Genomic DNA, 21,717 nt, shown 5'->3' on the forward strand with positions numbered 1-21,717 from the left:
CCCGCGGGATCACACCGCGGTCTGTTCGGCTCGGGGCAGCACCGTCACCTCGGTGCCGTCCGGTGCGAGGTTGGTGAACAGCCCGTGGTGCATGGCCGGGTTCGCGAGCACGGCCTCGTGGATCGGGACGGCGAGCCGCGGCGCGACGGCCCGCATGTAGTCGACGGCTTCGGCGGCCTTGAGCCACGGTGCGGCCGTCGGCAGGCCCAGGACGTCGACCTCCTGCTCGGGCACGAAGAACGAATCGCCGGGGTGGTAGAACGCGCCGTGGTCGACGAGGAATCCGACGTTCGGGATCACGGGGACGTCGCGGTGGATCGTCGCGTGGTCGCCGCCGACGACGTCGACCGTCGCGCCGCCGGTCTCGAATGCGTCGCCGGGCTGCACCGTGCGGGAGTCGAGTCCGAGCCCGGCGACGGTGTCGCGCGAGCCCGGGTCGGTGACGAGTTGCGCGCCGGGGTTGGCCGACAGCAGCGGGGGCAGCCGGTCGGTGTCGATGTGGTCGTGGTGCTGGTGCGTGATCAGCACGGCGTCGAGGTCGGTGAGGTCTTCGAACCCGGAGGAGAACGCGCCCGGGTCGACGAGGATCCGCGCTCGGTCGGTCTCGAGCAGGACGCAGGCGTGGCCGTAATGGGTGACGCGCATCGATGGCTCCTCGCACGGGCTGGCGGCTGGTGCGCAGGCCACGATAGCCGCCCCCGGCGCCCCTGGGGCGTCCGCACGTCCGCCCACCGTCTAGTTGGCACATTGCCAGTAAGGTGTGCGGGAGCGTATCCTCGTGGGTATGACCGCTGTGCTCACTGGCGAGACGTTCGAGTCGTTCAACCCGGCCACCGGCGAGGTCGTCGGCACCTATCCGGTGCACACCGCCGAGCAGGTCGAGGCCGCCGTGGCCAAGGCCCGCGACGCCGCCGCATGGTGGGAGTCCCTGGGATTCGCGGGCCGGGCCGAACGTCTGGCCGCCTGGCGCGCCGCGCTGGCCAAGCGCATGCCGGAGCTGGGCGCCGTCATCACCGAGGAGACCGGCAAGCCCGCCGGTGACGCGCAGCTCGAACTCGTCCTCGCCATCGAACACCTGGCGTGGGCCGCCAAGCACGCACGCAAGGTCCTGGGCCCGCAGCGCCGCGCGCCCGGCCTGCTGCTGTCGAACCAGGCCGCGACGGTCGAGTACCAGCCCCTCGGCGTCGTCGGCGTGATCGGACCGTGGAACTACCCGGTCTACACACCGCTCGGCTCGGTCAGCTACGCACTCGCCGCGGGCAACGCCGTGGTCTTCAAGCCGTCCGAGTTCACGCCGGGCGTCGGCAAGTGGCTCGTCGAGTCGTTCGCCGAAGCGGTGCCGGAACACCCGGTGCTGCAGCTCGTCACGGGTCTCGGCGAGACGGGCGCAGCGCTGACGAAGGCGGGCGTCGACAAGATCGCGTTCACCGGGTCGGCCGCCACCGGCAAGAAGGTCATGGCCTCGGCCGCGGAGACGCTGACGCCCGTCGTCATCGAGGCGGGTGGCAAGGACCCGCTGCTCGTCGACGCCGATGCGGACCTCGACGCCGCCGCCGACGCCACCGTCTGGGGCGCGTTCTCGAACGCCGGGCAGACGTGCGCCGGCGTCGAGCGCGTGTACGTGCACGAGCACGTCTACGACGAGTTCGTCGCCAAGGTCGTCACCAAGGCAGAAGCCGTCGACGCGGGGACGCAGTACGGGCCGATGACGATGCCCGCGCAGCTGGACATCGTGCGTAGGCACATCGACGACGCGCTGGCCGCGGGCGGCAGGGCGCTCGTGGGCGGCCGTGACGCCGTGGGCGATCGGTACGTGAAGCCGACCGTGCTCGTCGACGTGTCCGAGGACTGCTCGGCGGTTCGCGAGGAGACGTTCGGCCCGACCGTGACCATCGCCAAGGTCGCCGACATGGACGAGGCGGTCGAGAAGGCCAACGACTCCGCCTACGGACTCGGCTCGACGGTGTTCTCCAAGGCACGCGGCATGGAGCTGGCGCGGCGGCTCCGCACCGGGCAGACGGCGATCAACGCGCCGCTGTCGTTCGCGGGCATCGCCTCACTCCCGTTCGGCGGAAGCGGCGAGTCCGGCTTCGGGCGTATCCACGGCCCGGAGGGGCTGCGCGAGTTCGCCCGGCCGAAGTCGATCGCCCGCCAGCGGTTCACCGCGCCGATCGCGCTCACGTCGTTCGCGCGGTCGAAGAAGACCGAGGCGATCGTCGGCAAGCTCATCGCCAAACTGCACGGCAAGGGCTGACCACCTGCCCGTCGCGCGCCGACGGCCGGACAATCGAGGCCGCCCGAGGCGCTGTGTGCCCGGAAAGCCGCACCCGGCGGCGCGTCGTGTGCTAAGAAGTCCCCGGTCGCGCACCGTGCGACGGAGATCTCGCAGCGAGGCGTGACCTGCTGCAAGGGGGACACATGAGCCGGCCGTATCCGGGCGGGCAGCCGCAGCAACCGTGGCCGCACGGCCGATCCGGCGGGCCCGGCGGGTTCGCCGGGCCGCAGGCAGGCCAGGGCTACGGCCCGCCGGGTTACGGCGCGCCGGGTTACGCCCCGGTGCCGGCCGACCCGCGCAAGCCGAGCACGGCGATGGCCTACGTGACGGCGGTCGCGTTCCTGCCCGCGATCGCGATGCTGTACGTCTCGGCGGCCGTGTCGATCGATCCGCCCGCCAGTGAATTCGGCGGGTACATGCGGACGACGCTGATCGGCATGGCGTTCCTGGACCCGTCCACCGAGATGCTCGGCGGGATCGTCGCGGTGACCTTCTACTACACGTCGATGCTGTTGATGTTCGTGTTGTGGGTGTTCGCCCGGTACGGGGCCGCGCGATGGACCACGGCGGCGCTGGGGTTTCTCGGCTTCGCCCACTACGCGTACGCAGCGATCAGGTTCACGCTGATCGGCGTCGAGGTCCACGCCGGCGGGCGGACCATCGAGACCGAACTGCCGGGCGGATACGCCGTCTTCCCGTCGATCGTCGCAGTCCTGCTGTTGGCCGCGTCGGTCATGGCGGTGTTGCCCGCAACGGGGCGTGCCATGCGGGGGAAGCAGTCGACACCGCCGCAGGGCCCGCCCGGCCACGGACAACCCGGCCACGGCCCGCCGGGCTATCCGCCCCCGGGCTATCCGCCCGGCTACGGCGGCGGGCACTGAGGATCCTCCGAACCCGAACCCGAACCCGAACCCGAACCCGAACCCGAACCCGAACCCGAACCCGAACCCGAACCCGAACCTGACACGCACGACGGCCGGACAGTCACGGTGTGTCACGCATCGGCCGGAGCCCTCCTCCGAACCGGTGACTCCGACATCTCCGACGCAACCGACGGAATAGGCACACGTCTTCCGACGTAGAAGCCGGTGCCGACCGACGGGGCCGAGGGGCGTCGGGGGTCCCTCGGCCCCGAAGGCCGGCTCCGGCTGCCACTGGGTTACGCTGAACGGGCTATCCGACCTGCGGAAACGTTCTGTGAACGCAGCGCTTTCGAGACGCAAGGAGCAGCCTGTCGTGGCCCGAGTAGTCGTCGACGTCATGCCCAAGCCCGAGATCCTCGACCCGCAGGGGCAGGCCGTCGCAGGCGCCCTTCCGCGGCTCGGGTTCGACGGGGTGGCCGAAGTCCGTCAGGGCAAGCATTTCGAGCTCGAAGTCGACGACTCGGTCGACGACGACACGCTCGCGAAGATCGCCGAGGGTTTTCTCGCCAACCCCGTGATCGAGGACTGGACGATCCGGCGGGTGGACCAGTGACCGCGCGCATCGGCGTCATCACGTTCCCCGGCACGCTCGACGACGGCGACGCCGCCCGCGCGGTGCGGTACTCCGGTGCCGAGGCCGTCTCGCTGTGGCACGACGACGCCGACCTGCACGGTGTCGACGCGGTCGTCGTGCCCGGCGGGTTCTCCTACGGCGACTACCTCCGCTGCGGTGCGATCGCCCGGTTCGCACCCGCGATGACGTCGGTGATCGACGCCGCGGGCAAGGGCATGCCGGTGCTGGGCATCTGCAACGGCTTCCAGATCCTGTGCGAGGCGGGCCTGCTGCCGGGGGCGCTCGTGCGCAACGACAAGCTGCACTTCGTGTGCCGCGACCAGTGGCTGCGCGTCGAGAACAACACGACGCCGTGGAGCACGCGGTACGACTCCGGTGCCGAGGTGCTGATCCCGCTCAAGTCCGGTGAGGGCGGGTACATGGCCGACAAGCCCACGCTCGACCGGCTCGAAGGTGACGGCCGCGTGGTGTTCCGGTACGTCGGCGAGAACCCGAACGGCTCGCGTAACGACATCGCAGGGATCGCGAGCGAGGACGGCCGCGTCGTCGGGCTCATGCCGCACCCCGAGCACGCCATCGACGCGCTCACCGGCCCGTCCGACGACGGTCTCGGCATGTTCTACTCCGCGCTCGACGCGCTGGCCGTCGCGGCCTGAGCGGAGGCGGTTCGGACCAGCCGCGCGTAGGGTCCGTCGGCGCCGAGCAGCTCGGCGTGACTGCCCAGTTCGCTGATCCGTCCGTCCTCGACGACGGCGACGCGGTCGGCGGCGGCCGCGGTGTGCAGCCGGTGCGCGATCGCGATCACGGTGCGTCCCTCCAACACCCGCGCGAGGGTCCGTTCGAGGTCCCTCGCCGACGACGTGTCGAGCAGAGACGTGGCCTCGTCCAGCACGAGCGTGTGCGGGTCCGCGAGCACCACCCGTGCGAGCGCGAGTTGCTGGGCGACGGCCGCAGGCACCGCGTGGGCGCCCGTGCCGAGGGTGGTGTCCAGACCGTCGGGCAGTGCCTCCGCCCACCGGGCGCCGCCCACGGCGCGCAGCGCATCCCACAGCTGCTCGTCGGCCCACGAACCGTCGCCGGGGAGCGTCAGGTTGTCCCGCAGCGTGCCCGCGAAGACGTGCTGTTCCTGCGTCAGCAACAGGATCTCCCCGCGGAGCAGGTCTTCGGCCAGCTCCGACACCTCGGAACCACCGATCGTCACCGAACCGCGTGTCGGTGCGGAGATCCCCGCGAGCAGCCTGCCGAGCGTCGATTTCCCCGCTCCCGACGGTCCGACGATCGCCAACCGCTGCCCCCGTGGCACCCGCAGGTCGACACCGCGGAGCACCTCCTTGCCCGCGGCGTAGCTGAAGTGCACGTCGCGGACGTCGATGTCCCTGCCGGTGGGCGCGGCCGCGGTGCGTTCGTCGTCGGGGGCCTGCACGCCGAGCACCCGGCGCAGCGCCGTTCCGGCGACCGCCATGTCCTCGAACCACCACAGCAGCTCGTCCATGGGCGTGGCGAGCGCTTGGACGTAGAGCACCATCGTGGCGATCGTGCCCAGCTCGACCAGTCCCTGCGCGTAGGCCCAGCCGCCGAGCGCGAGCGTCGCCGCGATCGGCAGCGTGTGCGACAGCTCGAGGAACGGCGTCCAGCGGGTCTGCATCAGCCGCAGCCGCCGTTCGCCCCGGAGCGCGGTCTGCAGGCTGTCCTCGCCGGTGCGTTCGCGGTGCCCGGTCAACCCGAGCGCCTCGGTGGTCCGCGCGCCTTCCGCCGTCTCGTGGGTCGTCGAGTGCAGTACCGCCCACGACCGGAGCATGCGCGCGATGACGTCGGGCGCCCGCCGCAGATACCAGCGGGTCGGGAAGTAGACCACCGCGACGGCCACGAGCAGGGCGAGCGCCAGCAGCGGCGAGGTCGCGATCATCGCGACGGTCGTGATCGACAGCGTCAGCGCCGACGTCGTGATCGTCGGCACCGCGTTGCGCACGGCGTGGTCGATCCGGTCGACGTCCGAGGTCGCCCTGCTGAGCAGGTCGCCCGTGCCCGCCGTCTCGATGTCGCTCAGCGGCAGCCGCAGCGCCTGGTCGATGAGCCCTTCGCGTGCGTCGGCGATGATGCGTTCGCCGAGCATGCCGATGCGTGCGCGGGCCGCCTTGCTGAGGGCGGCCTGCACGACGAGTGCCGCGACGAACACGAGTGCGAGGACGTCGATCTCCCCGGTGCCGCCGCCCGCGGTGACGTGGTCGACGAGCGTGCCGAGGATCTGCGGCCCCGCGATCCCCGCCACCGTCGCGACGGTGAACAGTCCCGCGGCGACGAGGAATGCCGTGCGGTGCTGCCGCAGGGTTCCGCGCAGCCAGTTCCGTGTCGCGGCGCGGGACGCCAGCGGCAGCGTGCTGCGGATCATCGGTGCGGCACCTCCGTGGCCGTCTCCGTGGCTGTGTCCCTGTCGTCGAGCATCAGGTCGTCGGCGGTCACGACGTGGTCGGCCGCCGCGGCCCAGAGCGCGCTCTGCGCGAACACGACGGTCGTCCTTCCCCGTCGCAGCGCCGCGACGCGTTCGGTGATGCGGGCCTCGGTGTGGGCGTCCACCGCCGACGTGGGTTCGTCGAGCACCAGCACGTCGGCGTCGGTCACGAGAGCGCGCGCGAGGCTCAGCCGCTGACGCTGACCACCCGACACCTCGCGGCCGCGTTCGCCGATGTACTCCCCGAGCCCTTCGGGAAGGCCTGCCAGGATGTCGTCGGCGTCGGCCGCCCAGAGTGCTTTGTCGACGTCGCCGCCGCGCCGGCGAGCCGCGTCGAATTCGTCGGCGAGGATTCCGGAGAACCAGACGTCCTGGTTGTGGGCGTGGACGACGCGTTCGCGCAGCTCGGGCAGTCCTACTCGGTCGGTCGGCACGCCGGAGAGCAGTGCGGGCCTGCCGTCGCCGGTGAATCTGCTCAGCCGTGCCATGGTCGCCTCGGCGTGCTCGCCCGCGTCGACGACGGTGAGTTCTCCCGCGGCTGCCGTCAGCCCGGTCGTGGGATCGGCGACGTCGAGCGGACCGTCGGGCAGCGAGGTGGGGTTCTCGGGCTCGGGCAGCTGCCTGCGCAGGGACAGCAGCCTGCACACCTTTGCGGCCGACACGAGGGCCGAGGCGAGGTCGCCGGTCGCCATGGTCGCGGTCGTCACCGGGATGGCGAGGAACGCCGAAGCGCCGTAGAACGCGACGAGCTCGCCCGCCGTGATGTCGCCCGCCAGCGCGAGCCGCGCTCCCAGCCAGGTGGTCGCCACGGTGACGAGGCCGGGCAGCACCACCTCCGCGGCCGCCAGCCACGACTGCGCCCGCGCCACACCCATTCCCGTGTCGCGCACATGGCCGCTCGCGCCGCGGAACCGCTCGCCGAACCGCTGTTCGCCGCCGACGCCGCGCAGGATCCGCAGCCCGGACACCACGTCTGCACCGACCGCGCTCATCGCCGACCGGCGTTCCCGCTGCGCGTCGACCCTGCGCTGGATCGGAGCGACGAGCGGGCCGATACCGGCCACGGCCAGCGGTACGCCGACGAGCGCCACCCCCGCCAGCAGCGGTGAGTAGCTCAGCAGCGCGACGCCCACGGCGAGGAACGCCACGACCGAACCCAGCAACCGCCCCGACACCTCGAACACGTTGCCGACGCGACTCAGGTCCGACGAGGAGATCGCCAACACCTCGCCCGAACCGGCTTGTGCCCGCAGGGAACCGCCCAGCCGCGCGACGTGCGTCGCCACGAGTCGCTGTGTCGTCGACGCACCGTGCAGCCACATGCCGACGACGGCGAACATCAGTGCGCCCCCGAACACGGCCTGGCCCACCCCGATGCCGACGATCAGCGCGATCCGGCCGACGAGTTCGGCGGTGTCGGCGCCCGCGATGCCGCGGTCGATCGCGTCGCCGACCACGAGCGGCAGGAACGCGCCTGGCACGAGCCACACCGCGCCGAGGACGGCCGCGGACACCGCGAGCCACGGCCGTGAACCGAGCACGGCGAGCAGGAAACGCGGCGGGGTCGGCCGCTGCGGGAGCGTCACGTCGGGAGCGGGGTACGGCGTGGTGAGCACGTGGCACCACGTTACGAACGCCGGGTGCCGATGGCGAGCGAGTTTCCGGGCTGACCCGGTCGGAGGCGGGTGACCTGCGGCGATGCGTGGTGATCGGGTTCCGTGGACCCCCGGCCGGCCGCCGGCGACGCGCGGGGCCCACGTAGGCTTGGGGCGTGGCCACCGAGACGACTCTGATCGACACCACCGCCCACGCCGCGGAGACGCCCGACACCGCGCAGCCGTACGCCGAGCTGGGCCTCGCCGACGACGAGTACCAGCGCATCCGCGAGATCCTCGGCCGCAGGCCCACCGAGGCCGAGCTGGCCATGTACTCGGTGATGTGGAGCGAACACTGCTCGTACAAGTCCTCGAAGCGGCATCTCGGCTACTTCGGCGACACGACCACTCCCGAGATGCGGGAGAAGATGCTCGCGGGCATCGGCGAGAACGCCGGCGTCGTCGACGTCGGTGACGGCTGGGCCGTGACGTTCAAGGTCGAAAGCCACAATCATCCGTCCTATGTGGAGCCTTACCAGGGTGCGGCGACCGGTGTCGGCGGCATCGTGCGCGACATCCTCGCGATGGGTGCGCGCCCGCTCGCGGTGGCCGACCCGCTGCGGTTCGGGCCCGCCGACGCCGACGACACGCGCCGCGTGCTGCCGGGAGTGGTCGCGGGCGTCGCGGGCTACGGCAACTGCCTCGGACTGCCGAACGTCGGCGGCGAGGTCGTCTTCGACAAGACCTACGCGGGTAACCCGCTCGTCAACGCCATGTGCGTCGGTGCGATGCGGGCCGAGGACCTGCACCTCGCGCACGCGTCCGGCGCAGGCAACAAGATCATCCTGTTCGGTGCGCGGACGGGGCTGGACGGCATCGGCGGTGTGTCCGTGCTGGCGAGCGCCACGTTCGACGGCGACGAGAGCGCGGGTGGCCGGAAGAAGTTGCCGAGCGTGCAGGTCGGCGACCCGTTCACCGAGAAGGTGCTCATCGAGTGCTGCCTCGAACTGTTCGCCAAGGACGTCGTCGTCGGCATCCAGGACCTCGGCGGCGCAGGCCTGTCGTGCGCGACGTCGGAACTGGCGGCCGCGGGCGACGGCGGTATGTACGTCGACCTGGACCGCGTGCCGCTGCGTGCCGAGGGCATGACCGCGGCCGAGATCCTGTCGAGCGAGTCCCAGGAACGCATGTGCGCTGTCGTCGCACCGTCCGATGTGGATGCGTTCATGGAGATCTGCCGCAAGTGGGACGTCATCGCCACGGAGATCGGCGAGGTCACCGACGGCGACAACCTCGTCATCAGCTGGCACGGCGAGACCGTCGTGGACGTGCCGCCGCGGACGGTGGCGCACCAGGGGCCGGTCTACGACCGGCCGTACGCGCGGCCCGCTTCGCAGGACGACATCCAGGCCGCAGCTCCCGACAAGCTGCCCCGTCCGTCCACTCCGGACGAACTCAGGGAGACGTTGCTGCGTCTGGTGTCCTCGCCGGATCTGGCGTCGCGGGAATGGGTCACGCAGCAGTACGACCGCTACGTGCGCGGCAACACCGTACTGGCGCAGCCCGCGGATTCCGGCATGATCCGCGTCGACGAGTCGACCTCGCGCGGCGTGTCGGTGTCGACCGACTGCAACAGCCGCTACGTCTACCTCGACCCGTACCGGGGCGCGCAGTTGGCGCTGGCCGAGGCGTACCGCAACGTCGCCGCGGGCGGTGCACAGCCGCTCGCCGTGACGAACTGCCTCAACTTCGGCTCCCCCGAGGACCCGGGTGTGATGTGGCAGTTCGAGCGCGCCGTCCACGGCCTGGCCGACGGCTGCGCCGAGCTGGGCGTGCCCGTGACGGGCGGCAACGTCAGCTTCTACAACCAGACCGGCGACACGGCGATCCTGCCGACGCCGGTGGTCGGCGTGCTCGGCGTGATCGACGACGTGAAGCGGCGCATCCCCACCGGGATCGGCAACGAGCCCGGCGAAACGCTGCTGCTGCTCGGCGACACACGCGACGAGTTCGGCGGTTCGGTGTGGGCCCACGTCGTCCACGGCCACCTGGGCGGAACACCGCCCGAGGTCGACCTCGAGCGGGAACGCCTGCTGGCGGAGATCCTCGTCGCGGGTTCGCGTGACGGCATGATCTCGGCGGCCCACGACCTGTCCGACGGCGGGCTGGCTCAGGCGATCGTCGAGATGGCGCTCGTCGGCCAGTGCGGCGCGCGGCTGCTGCTCGACCCCGACGCCGACCCGTTCGTCCAGCTGTTCTCCGAGTCCGCGGGCCGGGCGCTGGTCGCCGTGCCGCGGACCGAGGAACTGCGGTTCACCGAGATGTGCAGCGCACGTGGCCTGCCGTGGCGCAAGTGCGGCGTCGCCGACGAGCAGTCGAACCAGTTGGAGATCCAGGACGTCGCCACCTTCGGCCTCGACGAACTGCGCGAAGCCTGGGAGGGCACGCTGCCGAAGCTGTTCGCCTGAGCAGGTGTTCCCGGCGTCCGCGCGCGGACGCCGAGACGACGACCGCCCCGTGGCCGGAACGTGGACCGCGGGGCGGTTCGCGTTCCGCCATGTAGTAGCCGCGTCACGGCAGGCAGGGCACGCACACACGAACCCGCCCGGCGACTCCAGGTCACCGGGCGGGTTCGGTCGTGTGGGCTCGACAGCGGCGGAGGTGACGGCGTCGTCTAGTTCTCGGATCCCTCGAGGTCGGTGACGCACCAGCCGCTCTCGTCCTTCAGGATCAGGCTGCCGTTGTTGGTGTCGCTCTGACCCTGGTACGTGACGTCGAGCTTGAGCGGCACGCGGGCCTCGTCGCCGTTCTCGGTGGCGTCGCCGGTGATCGAGAACTTCATGGTCACGCCCTCGGGCATGTCTTCGAGGTCGCTGACGTCGCCTGCCGATTCAGGGTTGCACGAGACTTCCTTGATCAGGTCGACGTCCCGGTTGTTCAGCCCTTCGACGGCCTTCTCGGCGACGTCCCTCGGGCTGTCGCCCGTCAGGAAGCCGGGCACCCAGAAAGCGGTGATGAGGAAGGCGGCGATGACCACGACGGCGCCGCCGCCGAGGCCGACGATGAGGCCGGTCTTTTTCTTCTTCGGCGGCTCACCGTAGCCACCCTGCGGCTGGCCGAAGGGCTGCTGACCGTACTGGCCCTGCTGACCGTACGGATCCGGCTGGCCGTACTGCCCCGGCTGGCCGTACTGGCCCTGCTGAGCGTAGGGGTCGGGCTGACCGTACGGCTGCTGGCCGTACTGCCCCGGCTGGCCGTAGGGCTGCTGGTAGCCGCCCTGCTGGGGGTATCCGCCCTGCTGAGGAAAGCCACCGGACTGGGGGTTGCCACCTTGGCCCGGGTACCCGCCCTGCTGCGGAAAACCGCCGGACTGGGGGTTGCCACCGGGCTGCTGGCCGTACTGTCCACCGTACGGATCGGGCTGACCGGGCTGGGGCGGGTAAGTCATGGCGGGCTCCCACTTCCTTGCACATGTGTGCGTGTTCCGACGTCGAACGGCAGTGAAACTACTTCATACTCGTTGGCTTCGACGGATCGGTGTCCCAGCCGGGTTCCCCCGAGCCACGCATACGGTAGCCCATTTTCGCTGCGTACATGGCCGTGCACGGCCCGTGCCGAACGGTAACACCGGGCAGGCGCGACGTCGCACCCGCTCGGCACGCTGCGTGCACCCATTCGGGTCATCCACTGTGGACTCGCGTCGCGCGGCCGAAACGAGTCAGAACCCGGTGGAGCCGCCGCCGGACGGGGTGAAACCGGAGACGCACCAACCACCCTGGTCCTCGAGGGTGATGTCGGCCTTCATGTTCCCGGACTGCTGACCGGAGCTGACCTGCATGTCGAGCTTCGCCGTGGCCTTGCCGGCCGACGTCTCCTCCACGCTGGTGACCGACGCCTGGATCTTGAGGCCCTCGGGTGCCTCACCTTCCGGCGCGGCGTTCGTGGCCCCGGCGCAGGCGAGCTGCGTCATGCGGGGAACGTCGAGGTCGGACAACGCCGAGGCGTACTCCGCGGCGGTGGTCTCGGCGCCCGCGGAACCACCGTCACCACCGGAGTCGTCAGAGCTGCCGCCGGAGTCACCACTGGGGTCGCCGCCGGAGTCGCCCGAGTCCCCGAAACCACCGTCCTGGCCGCCGGTGCCGGAGTCGCCGCCCGAACCGCTGTCACCGTTGTCCGCGGCGCCTCCACCCGAATCGTTGCCGCCCTCGGCGGACGTCTCGCTGTCGTCGCCCACGAAGAAGCCGGGCGCCCAGAACCCGGTGACCAGCACGGCGGCGATCACCACCACGGACGCGACGATGCCCACGATGAGGCCGGTCTTCTTGCTCTTCGGTTGTTGGTCGAAACCGTCCGGGCCCTGCGGGAAACCGGGCGGTTGACCCTGCGGCGGATACCCGCCCTGCTGCATGCCCTGCTGCGGGAAGCCACCGGACGGCGGAAAGCCGCCGGGTCCACCGGGCTGCGGGCCACCGGGTTGGGGAGCGCCCGGCTGGGGCGGCGGTCCGGGCGGCGGGCCGCCGGGCTGGGGGTAACCGCCCTGCTGCGGCCCTCCCTGCTGCGGTCCGCCGGGCTGTCCGCCGTAGGGCCCCGGCTGCTGGCCGTAGGGTCCGGGCTGCGGTGGGTAGGTCACGACTCCCCCTCTGCTGGTCACGCAACGCGGTCATTTCGCTTCTCGAACGGGTGACCTTGGCGGGGTCACTCTGCCATGGCAGTACGGGTGTACGGCGTGGGGTTGCGCACGTCGGCGTACCGTCGGCGCGTGCGACCAGCGCGTCCGCCGATGGGCACGGCTTCGGGAGGCCCCGGGTTCGCGTCAGGTCGGAGGCTCAGTCGCCGTAGCCGTAGCCGTAGCCGTAGCCGTAGCCGTAGCCGTGGTCCTCGACCGGCCCTGTTGCCCACCGTAGGGTCCGGACCGGCCCGGACCACCGGGGCCGTGGTGGATACGTCATGGCATGCCCCCTCCGCGCATGTCCGAACGTGACGCCGTCGTCGCAGGTCGTCGGGACCACTGTGCCACGCGGGCAACGTCCGGCGGTGCGGTTCGCCGCGATTACGCCGGCATCGTGGTCCGTCCGCCTGCCGGCGCGGACGGGTTCAGTTCTCGACGTCGACCGTGACGCTGTCGACGCACCAGCCTTGACCGGAGTCGGGGCGGGTCGCGGCCGCTGAGTCAGGGTGATTCCGACGCGGCCGTGGTCGGCGCGGTCAGGTGTGCGCCGTCCGGATCGGGCGTGGCATGCCAGCCGTCCGGGAGTTCGAGGGTGCGGCCGGGGTCGACGGTCGTGTGCTCGACGGCCACGGCCGCCGCGTCGCGCCAGCGGAGGTCGACGTCCCCGGCGAACCGGGTGCGCCGGAGGTCCAGCTCGGCGAACGTCGCGCCGGCGAACCGCGCCGTGCCGTTGAACGCCGAGCCGGAGAACGCGGCGTCGTCGGCGAACCGGCTGCGGCGGAACGAGGCCAGCGAGTTGAACGTCGCGTCGCGGAACATCGCGGGCTGTTCGAACACCGCGTCGTCGCAGCGGAAACGTCCCTCGAGTCGTCCCGTGCCGGTGCGGCCGTGAGAGAACCAGACGGGCCCGGTGAACACGCATCTGCTGAGGTTCGAGTCGCTGTGCAGGTAGGCGTACCGCAGTACGACCGTTCCCATGCGCCTGCCGGACAGGTCGAGGTATTCGACGGCAGCACCCGTGAGGTCGAGGTCGTAGGCGGTGCCGTCCTCGTCGTCCGATTCGGACAGGAGGTCGTGGACGAGCCGTTGTGCCGTCAGGCGAACCTGGAGTTCACGCTCCGCCTCCTCGCGCTCCTCCGCCGTGGGACTGTCCGAACCGGACCATCGCGGGTGGAAGTACGGCCTGCGGAGGTAGGCGCACAGCACGTCGAGAACGGTCTGCGTGTAGTCGGGACGGGCTTTCGCGAGACCGGCCAGTGCGTGCATGGCGCCCACGCGTACCTGATCCGCGTCGTGGCCGAGCAGTTCGACGGACCGTGCGAACCGTTCGTCCGAGACCCGGTCGCCTTCGAGTGCGTGCCGGGCCTCCTCGACACGACGTCTACGGTCGTTGAGCCACAATGCGTACAGCGCGATGATCGCACCACCGGCGATGCCCGCCGTGCGCAGTGCGTCGCTGCGCGGAGTGGCGGGGTCGGCGACCAACCAGGCCCCGACGGTCAGCACCACCGCGACGACCAGCACCAGCGTGGTCGCCAGTGCGACCGACGACCGCTGCGGGGAATCCCGAGACCACAGGCGTTTCACGGCACAGCACGGTAGCCGATCAGGCGCCGCCGGGAAGGCCGATCATTCCGGTCAGCCCGTCGGACGCGCGCCGTGCAGTTCGATGCCGGGCACGTCGAGCGACTGCCAGCACCACGAGCCGTCCCGCAGGTCGAGGCCGGTCTCGACGTCGATCCGGTCGCCGTCCATCGTGAGCCGGCCCGGCGCGGTCGCCGAGCCGCCGCGCAGCTCGACTCGTCCGGTGAGTCGTGCCCCGGTCGTCTGGTGGGCCTGCGCGATCGCCGTCGTCACGGGACGTTCCGCGGTGTCGCAGGTCAGTTTTCGCAACGCGGTCTTGTCCTGCTGGGCGAACCCGCTCATGATGCGCTGTGCGACGTGACGAGCACCGTCACCGGACGCGGCGGCAGGACCACCGGGCACGAGGAAGCCCGGCGCGACCCACGCCGTGACCGCGAACACGGCGACGAGCAGCACGGCCCCACCGCCCGCGATCGCGGCGATGAGCGTGCCGCGGTCGTGGCGCGACGTCCTGCGGAAGGCTTCCGGCCCGTAGCGAGGTCCCGCTCCGCCAGGTGGCGGGCCGCCCGCGGTTCCGTGGCCGCCCGCGCCGCGGCGAGGCGGTTCGTGCCCCGCCGCCCCGTGCTCGTTCGGCCCTTGAGGAGGCAACGATGTCCGGGACGTCGCGTGACGGGATCTCGGAGCCTTCGCCGGTGGATGCTGGGACGGCGGACGCTGTGCCGACGGATACTGTGCCGACGGATACTGCGACGACGGATACTGGGCCGACGAATACTGCGACGACGAATACTGCGACGGTTGCGGCTGGTGCGGCGGGGACGTCACGGGCACCCCTGGTGTGTCGGTACAGGTGGGTTCGTTCGGGGGAGCGGCCCGGGCAGCCGCAGCCGCGTCAGTAGGCGCCGAGCACCATGGCCCTGTCGACGCACCAGGGCTCGTTGTCCTCGAAGTTGTCCATGCTGATCCGAGACCCGTCGCCGATCTCCTCGCCGTCCAGGGTCCCGCTGATCTCGACATAGGCGTAGTAGTCGGAATCGGCGACGACCTCGCCCAGCTGGATCTGCGCCGACCCGTTGAGAAGATCGGAGATGCGTCCGTTCTCCTCGGCGCCCTCGCACATCACACGGCCGGCCGCCTGCTTGTCGCCCGCGTTCACCGCGTCGACGAACGTGTTGATGTTGGACCGCCACGCTTCGCTGCCGGAACTGCCGGACTCGTCGTCGCCCGCAGTCGGGTAGCTCCCGGTCTCCGACGCCTCGGGTTCGGCCATGTCGGTGCTGGGCGTCATGTCGCCCGGTGCCATACCGGCGAGTTGGACCGACTGCCAGCACCACGCGCCGCCGTCGTTGCTCAGCGACGCGGTCGCGGGCATGTCCTGGCCTCCGGCGGAGATGGTCGCCTCGGCGGTCGCCGTGTCGCCGTTCTCCTGCACGTCGCCGAGCTCGGCGTTGTCGACGGAGCCCGCGGCCTGGATCACGCCACGCACGGTGGCGTCGGCGTCGGAGCAGGTGAGCTGTTGCAGTGCTTCGGCATCCTGGTTGTTGAATCCCTGGACGATTTTCTCGGCGAGGGCTTGTGCGCCGGAGCCGCCGCCGGAGCCGGTTCCGCCCGAGTCGCCGTCGTTTTCGTCGCTGAGGAGGAAGCCGGGGGTGACCCAGGCGAGGAGGGCGAAGATGCCGAACAGGAGGGCGGCGGAGCCGAGGGCGATGCCGACGATGAGGCCGGTCTTCTTCTTGGGTGGTTCGCCACCGGGCCCGCCGGGGTACAATGCCGTACTGGCCACCGCTCGGCTCGTAACCCGGGTACTGCCGGCCCGCCGGGTCGTGTCCCGGGTACTGCTGGCCGGGGACGCCCTGCTGGTCCGGGTAACCCTGCTGGCCCGGGTAGCCCTGCTGCCCGGGATAGCCCTGTCCGGGGCAGCCCTGGCCCTGCCGGCCGTAGCCCTGCTGTTCCCAGCCGCCCTGGCCATGCGGCTGTCCTGGTTGTGGTGGATACGTCACCGGGGCCTCCTGCTCACGTTACGTCCGCGCGGACCGTGTCAGGCGCAGGTGGCGCACCGGTGGTTTCCCGGTGGTGCAGGTACTTCCGCGTTGTGCGGTGATGTCGTGCGGTGGCTTCCCGTGGTGTGGCGGAGTGTGTCAGCCCTCGTCGGGGATGTGGTAGATGAGCCCGTCGATGCACAGGTCTCCGGCCGCGGCGTCCCGGACCGCGTTGATGGCGTACTCGCTCCGGTCGCCGTCGGAGTGGGTTGCGACGAGTTCCGCCGACGGTTCCTTCTCGTCGTCGCTGACGGAGGTGATGCGGAGCTGCCTGCCGTCCTCGACCATCGCGTCGGCGGTGGTGAGGTCGTAGTCCGGGCAGCCCAGGCTCTTGGCGGTCGCCGCGTCGCCCGAGTTGACGGCCGTGACGAACTTCCGGCCCAGCGTGCGAATGTCGGTGATCCCCCCGTCGTCGGCCCGTGACTCCCGTCGGACTCGGCGGTCGCCGAACTGTCGCCGGGCGCCGGGTCGTCGTCCTCGCCGACCGTCGGGAAGTCCGCGGTCGGCATCGGCCTCGCCGTGGGAGAACCGTTCCCGGCACTGGGATACGGTTCCCCTGCCGGGTGGCTGCCGCTCGTCGTCACCGACTGCCAGCACCAGCCGCTGTCGTTCGCCAGTGTCGCCGAAACCTCCATCGAGGATCCGGCCACGACGATGACGGCCGACGCGGTGGCCGTGTCACCGCTCTCCTGCGCCTCGCCGATGAGGGTGGCTCGGTCGACCTGCCCGGCGCGGCTGGAGCAGGCCCGGCCCGGGTGGTGTGGACCACGCCGGTGCCGGGCCTGCCGTCACGCCGGTGTTCAGCCGTTCGCGAGCGCCTGCAACCGGTCGTAGGCGCCGTTGAACGAGTTCTGGTCGAGCGGACTGGACGTGTACTGCCAGATGGTGTGGTAATTCCAGCCGTTGGGCAGCGAGCCGACGGAGTCGGCGTACCGCGCGACCCACAGCGGCACGGTGTCACCGAACGACTGCGCCGAGCCGACGCACATGTTCCACCAGCTCGTCGACGTGTAGATGACGGGCCAGCGGCCGGTACGAGCGTGGTACGTGTCGTGGAAGTCCCGGATCCACGCGCCCATCTGTGCCTGGTTCATGCCGTAGCACGGGTCGTTGCCGTAGGGGTTGTACTCCATGTCCAGGGCGCCGGGCAGGGTCTTGCCGTCCCCGGACCAGCCGCCGCCGTTGTCCACGAAGTAGTTCGCCTGCGCCCTTCCGGACGAGGAGTTCGGCACCGCGAAGTGGTACGCACCGCGGATCATGCCGACGTTGTAGGAGCCGTTGTACTGCTGGGCGAAGTACGGATTCGTGTAGCTGGTCGCTTCCGTGGCCTTGACGTACGCGAACCGCTTTCCCTGGCCCCACCAGTGATTCCAGTCGACGTTGCCCTGGTGACTGGCGACGTCGATACCGGCCACCGTGGCCTGGGCGCGCACCCCGTCGGAGGTCACGCCCTGCGGCAGCAGAGCCTTCGCCTTGCTCGCCACTGTGGACAGCTCGCCTTCCACCTTGGCGATCTGGGATCCCATCTCGTGGTTCCCGATCTCGAACGCATCCGCCGGAGCGGCATTCGCCGGCGTCAGTGTGCCGAGCAGGAGCGCACCGACAGAACCGGTCACAACGGCAGCGGTTATCCGCCGCCACATTCTTCGAACAGTGGACATGCGACGTATCCCTTCACAATGTGCCCTCGCGATGAACGGCTTACTGCAGGTAGCCGCTCGGGCGTTGATTGTTATAGGACGTCGCGAACTTTGTCACTAGTTGGCGTGAAATCTCCGCTACGCGTGGGTGATGGACTTCCGGAATTGTCCCCTGGGCGGGAAAACGCCCACTCGCGGCGGGAGTGGGCACTGTTCGGGTGACGTTGTTCGGCCGGAAATACTCTGGTCGTGATTCGTTCGAGTGAAAGCCGGTTTGCATTTTCGTACTTCGGGTATATAGCGCCACCGCGTGATTCCCGGACGGAGGGAGGCGTGGTCCGTGCGGCGAACGGGGACGTTCCCGGCGGACGAAGTCACCACACCGGGATCACGGGCGCCGGCAGCACGCCCGGCGTCACCCGTACCGGGGTCACTGCTCCTGTGCGAGTGCGTGCCGCAGGTGGTGTGCCGGGACCACGGCCGTCACGAGGTCGTGCGGGTTGATCGCCAGCGGGTACTCGCCCAACAGGTCGACGACGTCGCGGCCGAGGACCGCGCGCGCGTGCGGCCACTCGGCCGGAACCAGCGACTTCTGCGTGTACGCGGGCACCAGGATGCGCCCGTCGGCGTTGTGGAACCCGATGACGGTGCGCTGAACGGGCGAGAGGGCGTAGACGAACAGCGTCGCGTCCAGGATCACCGGCGGAAGATCCTCGGGCGGGTGGTGCTTGGTGTGCACCAGCTGCAGAAGCCGTTCCAGATCGGACGCGGGCTCCGGGTAGCCGAGCGCCTTCGGGGACGGTCGGTACCGGTCGTTGGGGTGGAAGTCCTCCACGATCTCGCCTTCGTTGTTCACCGGATAAGCACCGACGACCGCCCAGGAGGGCACGCGGCCCGCCGGGTCGAACGCCTCGTCGATCACGTACAGCCAGCTGTTGGGGTTCGCGCGCGCGTTGGCCCGCATCTCCTTGGTGATCTTGGGGTTGCGGCCCGGCCGGTGCTGGGGCTCTCCCGGTACCAGCCGGTTCGCGTCGTCCCGCTGCTCCATGTAGCTCTCCACGTTCACTGCCCGCGCCGTCGGCGCTCGCGCTTCCCGTAGGTGCGCCGCCCTGCCACCGCTGTCCGTACCACCGCCGCCGCGCGTCCACGGGGCGCGGCTCGCGTTCGGCCGCGCCCGCGACGAAGCCCGCCGCGTCCGGTCGAGGCCCACTCTAGTGTGGACACATGCCCGCATCACGCTCGGTCGATCCCGAAGAGTTACGACACGCTGTCCGGAGCGTGACCGCCTGGCTGGACGGCACCGATCCGGACGACCCGGATCGGAAGCAGCTGGCCTCCGCCGTCCGCCTCAGCCTGCGCACCCTCGCGGCAGTCGCACCGGGACACAGCGTCGAGGTGCGAGTGCCGCCGTTCGGCGCCGTGCAGTGCGTCGAGGGGCCGAAGCACACGCGCGGCACGCCGCCGAACGTCGTCGAGACCGATCCCCGCACCTGGCTGGAACTCGCCACGGGAAGGCTGCCGTGGGCGGACGCGGTCGACCGTGGCCTGGTCGCCGCGTCCGGAGCCCGCGCCGACGTCTCGCACTGGCTGCCCGTCGTCCGGGTGTGACGCCGCAGGCGTCACGGTTTGCGGGCGACGCCTCCGCCGATGCAGTGCTGCGCCTCGTTGAGGGGCGTGAGTCGCGGCCCGTCCTGCCACCAGTCGGCGAGCCGGATGACGCCGGGCTCGACGAGTTCGAGGTCGCCGAACAGCGCGCGGATCTCGTCACGGGTGCGGAAGGTTCCCGAGCCCATCGGGCTGTGGCGGAACTTGTCCTCCGCACGCCGGGCCATCGGTGTGTGCTCGTTCTCCGGGTCCATGAAGTGGCTGATCGCGACGAACGAGCCGGAGGGCAGGCGCTCGTAGAAGCGGCGCATGATCTCCGCGGGCCCCTCGGGCGGGCCCTCGAAGTGATGCAGGGTGCCGATGTGCAGCAGCGCGATCGGCTGCGTGAAGTCCAGGCGCTCCTGCACGACCTCGTTGTCGAGCACGTCCTCGGGGTCGAAGATGTCGGCGCCGACGAGCGTGGTCTGCTCGTTCTCCTCCAGCAGCGCGCGACCGTGGGCGAGGACGACCGGGTCGTTGTCGACGTAGACGACCTCGGCGTCGGGGATGACCCGCTGGACCACCTGGTGCGTGTTCTCCGCCGTGGGCAGGCCGGAACCGCAGTCGAGGTACTGCGTGATGCCGGTCTGCTGGGCGAGGAACCGCACCGAGCGGATCAGGAAGTCACGGTTCTCGATCGCGAGGTGCTCGGCGTAGGGCGCCTCCGAGAGGACGCCGTCGCGGACCTCGCGGTCGATCTCGTAGTTGTCCTTGCCGCCGAGGAAGGCGTCGTAGACCCGCGCGATGCTCGCCCGCGTGGGGTCCACCCCGACGGGAGCACGTTCGGTCTGTGGAAAGGGGCCGGTGGGCACGGGAGGGCAACCTCGCATTCGGCTGGGGACGTCGAGCGCACACAGGGTAGTCGGACAAACGTGGGAGAGTAAACATCGACAGGGGCGCTGTCGGACTTGATAGCCCGGCCGGGGGCGCCTACGTTGAATGTCCGGTTGAATCTGCTGCGTTACGATGATCGTTCCAGCCAGCGACGGGCACGTGTGGGTTACCGACTTGCGGATGAAGGGGACAAACGGCTGATATGACACCCGGATCAGAGGCTTCGTGGCCGACCGGGCCGTCCGCAACCGGAGCTCCCTCACCCGTCCAGGCCGCCGTGCAGGACACCACCGACGACAAGGGTCCGACCGCGCGGCGCATGATCCTCGGCTCCCAGCTGCGCAGGCTCCGTGAGGCCGCAGGGTATTCGCGCGCCGACGCCGGTTACCACATCCGCGCGTCGGAATCGAAGATCAGCCGTCTCGAGCTGGGGCGCGTCAAGTTCAAGGGCCGTGACGTCGAGGACCTGCTCACGCTCTACGGCGTGCAGGACCAGACCCAGCGCGCGAACTTCCTCGAGCTGGTGGACCAGTCCTCGCAGCCGGGCTGGTGGCAGAAGTTCAACGACTACATGCCGCGCTGGTTCGACGACTTCGTCGGGCTCGAAGAGGCCGCGGCTCGCATCCAGACCTACGAGCTGCAGTTCTTCCCCGGGCTCCTCCAGACCAGGGAGTACGCCCGGGCGATCATGACCCACGGCCTGCCGGAGCACGCCTCCGAGGCTGCCGACGCTCGGGTGCGGCTGCGCATGCGCAGGCAGCGGCTGCTGTTCCGGCCGGACGCCCCGAAACTGTGGGCCGTGGTCGACGAGTCGGTGCTGTACCGGCCGATCGGCGGCAGGGAGGTCCACCGTGCGCAGCTGGACCAGGTACTCGAGCTGACGGCGATGCCGCACATCACCGTGCAGGTCGTGCCGTACGAGCGCAGCGGTTACGCCGCGGAGGGTTCGTTCACGCTGCTGCGGTTCTCCGAGCCGGAGTTGCCGAACATCGGCTACGTCGAGCACATCGCGGGCGGCGTCTACCTGGACAAGCCCGACGACGTCGAGCTCATCGGCCGCTCCCTCGACCGCCTGGCGGTCGATGCCGAGACGCCGGACCGCTCCCGGCAGATGATGCTGAAGGCTCGCGCGGATACCTGAGCTCGCCGAGTTCCGCGCGTCGGGTGGCCGTGAGCCCTCGGCGCGGACCATGACGCGGAGCCAAGTCCCGACACGCTGTGTGATCGTTCGCCGTGCCGAGTGAAACTCGGGCAGGTGTCCGCATTGCGTCCAGCCGCTCGCCGATGAAGATCCACCGCTCGTCGCAGCCGTGATCCCGCTCGTCGCACGTTAACGGTCGCTGCCTCGAAGAAACCGGCTGTGACCTGCAATTTCTGCTCTGCGTTGCATTCGGGTGAAGAGGATCACGGGCTTATGCACGTGCATTCACACGAGCACCAGCGCGTGCTAACTTCGATGCACACGTCAATGCACGTGCAGATGCATCCTCC

20 protein-coding genes are annotated in these 21,717 nt (G+C 70.4%); 7 read left to right on the plus strand and 13 right to left on the minus strand.

Features of this window, described 5'->3' with window-relative positions; all coding sequences use genetic code 11:
- Positions 1-9 precede the first annotated feature (9 nt).
- Positions 10-645 (minus strand): MBL fold metallo-hydrolase, encoded by a 636-nt coding sequence (locus LY13_RS11200; protein WP_253828294.1) that lies wholly within the window; start codon positions 643-645, stop codon positions 10-12.
- 139 nt (positions 646-784) lie between these two features.
- Between LY13_RS11200 and LY13_RS11205 the strand changes: the two genes are divergently transcribed.
- The 4 genes from LY13_RS11205 (at position 785) to purQ (ending at position 4,428) form a co-directional block, all read left to right on the plus strand.
- Entirely contained in the window at positions 785-2,254 is a 1,470-nt protein-coding gene (locus LY13_RS11205) for an aldehyde dehydrogenase family protein (protein WP_253828295.1), read from the plus strand.
- Positions 2,255-2,418: 164 nt separating this feature from the next.
- Entirely contained in the window at positions 2,419-3,156 is a 738-nt protein-coding gene (locus LY13_RS11210; protein ID WP_253828296.1) for a hypothetical protein, read from the plus strand.
- 355 nt (positions 3,157-3,511) lie between these two features.
- Positions 3,512-3,751: a phosphoribosylformylglycinamidine synthase subunit PurS gene (gene purS / locus LY13_RS11215; protein WP_183648160.1), complete on the plus strand. Its 240-nt coding sequence runs from the start codon at positions 3,512-3,514 to the stop codon at positions 3,749-3,751.
- Positions 3,748-4,428, plus strand: coding sequence for a phosphoribosylformylglycinamidine synthase subunit PurQ (gene purQ, locus LY13_RS11220; RefSeq protein WP_253828297.1), 681 nt, complete (start codon positions 3,748-3,750; stop codon positions 4,426-4,428). Before purS ends, purQ begins: the two co-directional genes overlap by 4 nt.
- On the opposite strand, the gene LY13_RS11225 is transcribed toward purQ, so the two are convergent.
- The gene (locus LY13_RS11225) at positions 4,392-6,161 is read right to left on the minus strand and encodes an ABC transporter ATP-binding protein (protein WP_253828298.1); all 1,770 of its coding nucleotides are present in this window, start codon (positions 6,159-6,161) and stop codon (positions 4,392-4,394) included. The two genes, purQ and LY13_RS11225, sit on opposite strands and share 37 nt — an antisense overlap.
- A complete protein-coding gene (locus LY13_RS11230; protein WP_253828299.1) occupies positions 6,158-7,837 on the minus strand; it encodes an ABC transporter ATP-binding protein in 1,680 nt (559 codons plus the stop codon). The genes LY13_RS11225 and LY13_RS11230 overlap by 4 nt, the downstream gene beginning before the upstream one ends.
- Before the next feature lie 155 nt (positions 7,838-7,992).
- On the opposite strand from LY13_RS11230, the gene purL reads away from it, so the two are divergent.
- A complete protein-coding gene (gene purL, locus LY13_RS11235) occupies positions 7,993-10,284 on the plus strand; it encodes a phosphoribosylformylglycinamidine synthase subunit PurL (RefSeq protein ID WP_253828300.1) in 2,292 nt (763 codons plus the stop codon).
- Positions 10,285-10,490: 206 nt separating this feature from the next.
- Here the strand turns inward: purL and LY13_RS11240 are convergent, their stop codons facing one another.
- The 9 genes from LY13_RS11240 to LY13_RS11275 form a co-directional block, all read right to left on the minus strand.
- Positions 10,491-11,264 carry a hypothetical protein gene (locus tag LY13_RS11240; RefSeq protein WP_253828301.1) on the minus strand — a complete coding sequence of 258 codons (774 nt, stop codon included), beginning with the start codon at positions 11,262-11,264 and terminating at the stop codon, positions 10,491-10,493.
- Between the two features lie 270 nt (positions 11,265-11,534).
- Positions 11,535-12,446, minus strand: coding sequence for a hypothetical protein (locus LY13_RS11245; protein WP_253828302.1), 912 nt, complete (start codon positions 12,444-12,446; stop codon positions 11,535-11,537).
- Positions 12,447-12,642: 196 nt separating this feature from the next.
- Positions 12,643-12,765: a hypothetical protein gene (locus LY13_RS25650; protein WP_301298800.1), complete on the minus strand. Its 123-nt coding sequence runs from the start codon at positions 12,763-12,765 to the stop codon at positions 12,643-12,645.
- Positions 12,766-12,986: 221 nt separating this feature from the next.
- Positions 12,987-14,072 carry a pentapeptide repeat-containing protein gene (locus tag LY13_RS11250; RefSeq protein ID WP_253828303.1) on the minus strand — a complete coding sequence of 362 codons (1,086 nt, stop codon included), beginning with the start codon at positions 14,070-14,072 and terminating at the stop codon, positions 12,987-12,989.
- A 51-nt stretch (positions 14,073-14,123) separates the two neighbouring features.
- Positions 14,124-14,717, minus strand: coding sequence for a hypothetical protein (locus LY13_RS11255; protein WP_253828304.1), 594 nt, complete (start codon positions 14,715-14,717; stop codon positions 14,124-14,126).
- Positions 14,718-14,961: 244 nt separating this feature from the next.
- Positions 14,962-15,852 carry a hypothetical protein gene (locus tag LY13_RS11260; RefSeq protein WP_253828305.1) on the minus strand — a complete coding sequence of 297 codons (891 nt, stop codon included), beginning with the start codon at positions 15,850-15,852 and terminating at the stop codon, positions 14,962-14,964.
- A gap of 355 nt (positions 15,853-16,207) precedes the next feature.
- On the minus strand, positions 16,208-16,705 hold the full coding sequence (locus LY13_RS11265; RefSeq protein ID WP_253828306.1) for a hypothetical protein: 498 nt from the start codon (positions 16,703-16,705) through the stop codon (positions 16,208-16,210).
- A 203-nt stretch (positions 16,706-16,908) separates the two neighbouring features.
- Positions 16,909-17,769, minus strand: a complete 861-nt coding sequence (locus LY13_RS11270) for a lysozyme (protein WP_253828307.1) — start codon at positions 17,767-17,769, stop codon at positions 16,909-16,911.
- Between the two features lie 409 nt (positions 17,770-18,178).
- Positions 18,179-18,796, minus strand: coding sequence for a type VII secretion system-associated protein (locus LY13_RS11275; protein ID WP_253828308.1), 618 nt, complete (start codon positions 18,794-18,796; stop codon positions 18,179-18,181).
- 176 nt (positions 18,797-18,972) lie between these two features.
- On the opposite strand from LY13_RS11275, the gene LY13_RS11280 reads away from it, so the two are divergent.
- Positions 18,973-19,356: a sterol carrier family protein gene (locus tag LY13_RS11280; protein ID WP_253828309.1), complete on the plus strand. Its 384-nt coding sequence runs from the start codon at positions 18,973-18,975 to the stop codon at positions 19,354-19,356.
- An 11-nt stretch (positions 19,357-19,367) separates the two neighbouring features.
- On the opposite strand, the gene LY13_RS11285 is transcribed toward LY13_RS11280, so the two are convergent.
- Entirely contained in the window at positions 19,368-20,222 is an 855-nt protein-coding gene (locus LY13_RS11285; RefSeq protein WP_253828310.1) for an SAM-dependent methyltransferase, read from the minus strand.
- 281 nt (positions 20,223-20,503) lie between these two features.
- Between LY13_RS11285 and LY13_RS11290 the strand changes: the two genes are divergently transcribed.
- Positions 20,504-21,367: a Sco1979 family transcriptional regulator gene (locus LY13_RS11290; protein ID WP_504964911.1), complete on the plus strand. Its 864-nt coding sequence runs from the start codon at positions 20,504-20,506 to the stop codon at positions 21,365-21,367.
- The last annotated feature ends 350 nt before the right edge of the window (positions 21,368-21,717 follow it).

Origin of the sequence: Prauserella aidingensis (assembly GCF_024171865.1) — a bacterium.
GTDB lineage: Bacteria > Actinomycetota > Actinomycetes > Mycobacteriales > Pseudonocardiaceae > Prauserella > Prauserella aidingensis.

Bases quoted from the DNA above. Each gene is read 5' to 3' on its own strand.
- LY13_RS11240 (WP_253828301.1), bottom strand. From the start codon at position 11,264: ATGACTTACCCGCCCCAGCCCGGTCAGCCCGATCCGTACGGTGGACAG.
- LY13_RS11275 (WP_253828308.1), bottom strand. From the start codon at position 18,796: ATGGAGCAGCGGGACGACGCGAACCGGCTGGTACCGGGAGAGCCCCAG.
- LY13_RS11225 (WP_253828298.1), bottom strand. From the start codon at position 6,161: ATGATCCGCAGCACGCTGCCGCTGGCGTCCCGCGCCGCGACACGGAAC.
- LY13_RS11280 (WP_253828309.1), top strand. From the start codon at position 18,973: ATGCCCGCATCACGCTCGGTCGATCCCGAAGAGTTACGACACGCTGTC.
- LY13_RS11270 (WP_253828307.1), bottom strand. From the start codon at position 17,769: ATGTCCACTGTTCGAAGAATGTGGCGGCGGATAACCGCTGCCGTTGTG.
- LY13_RS11205 (WP_253828295.1), top strand. From the start codon at position 785: ATGACCGCTGTGCTCACTGGCGAGACGTTCGAGTCGTTCAACCCGGCC.
- LY13_RS11210 (WP_253828296.1), top strand. From the start codon at position 2,419: ATGAGCCGGCCGTATCCGGGCGGGCAGCCGCAGCAACCGTGGCCGCAC.
- LY13_RS11200 (WP_253828294.1), bottom strand. From the start codon at position 645: ATGCGCGTCACCCATTACGGCCACGCCTGCGTCCTGCTCGAGACCGAC.
- LY13_RS25650 (WP_301298800.1), bottom strand. From the start codon at position 12,765: ATGACGTATCCACCACGGCCCCGGTGGTCCGGGCCGGTCCGGACCCTA.
- LY13_RS11285 (WP_253828310.1), bottom strand. From the start codon at position 20,222: ATGCGAGGTTGCCCTCCCGTGCCCACCGGCCCCTTTCCACAGACCGAA.